The sequence below is a fragment of the Methylophaga sp. UBA1464 genome (genome assembly GCF_002325665.1).
Lineage (GTDB): Bacteria > Pseudomonadota > Gammaproteobacteria > Nitrosococcales > Methylophagaceae > Methylophaga.
This window is the reverse complement of record NZ_DCSO01000084.1, coordinates 1-349: the sequence shown is the minus strand read 5'-3', so window position 1 is coordinate 349 and position 349 is coordinate 1. Positions and strand designations below refer to the sequence as shown.

The 349-nt window shown below is 49.3% G+C and carries 1 protein-coding gene; it reads right to left on the bottom strand.

Going from position 1 to position 349, the window contains the following annotated elements; all coding sequences use genetic code 11:
• The coding region (locus B3O33_RS10560; protein ID WP_292363559.1) for a guanylate kinase at positions 1-349 on the bottom strand (349 nt) is incomplete at both ends.

The following is a 349-nucleotide window of genomic DNA, read 5'->3' as shown; positions in this document are numbered from 1 at the left end:
GCAAAATAAAAATACTGCTGCTGTCGGGAAAGTTTTTTCTGACCTGCTGGCCGCCCTGCCAATCAATCTCCAGGATGACATCATTACCCGCATGCAACTGATGATGCACTGCGGCAGACGACGTACCGTAACTATTATCAAATACGGTGGCGGATTCAAGAAAATCCCCTGCATCACGCATCTTGCTGAAAATATCCTGGCTAACAAAGAAATAATCTTCTCCATCAACCTCACCGGCTCTGGCAGGTCGGGTGGTATGCGAAACCGATAACCGGACATGCGGATCCTGTTTAACCAAAGCCCGCACTAAACTGGTCTTTCCGGCACCTGAAGGCGCCGCCACAATAAA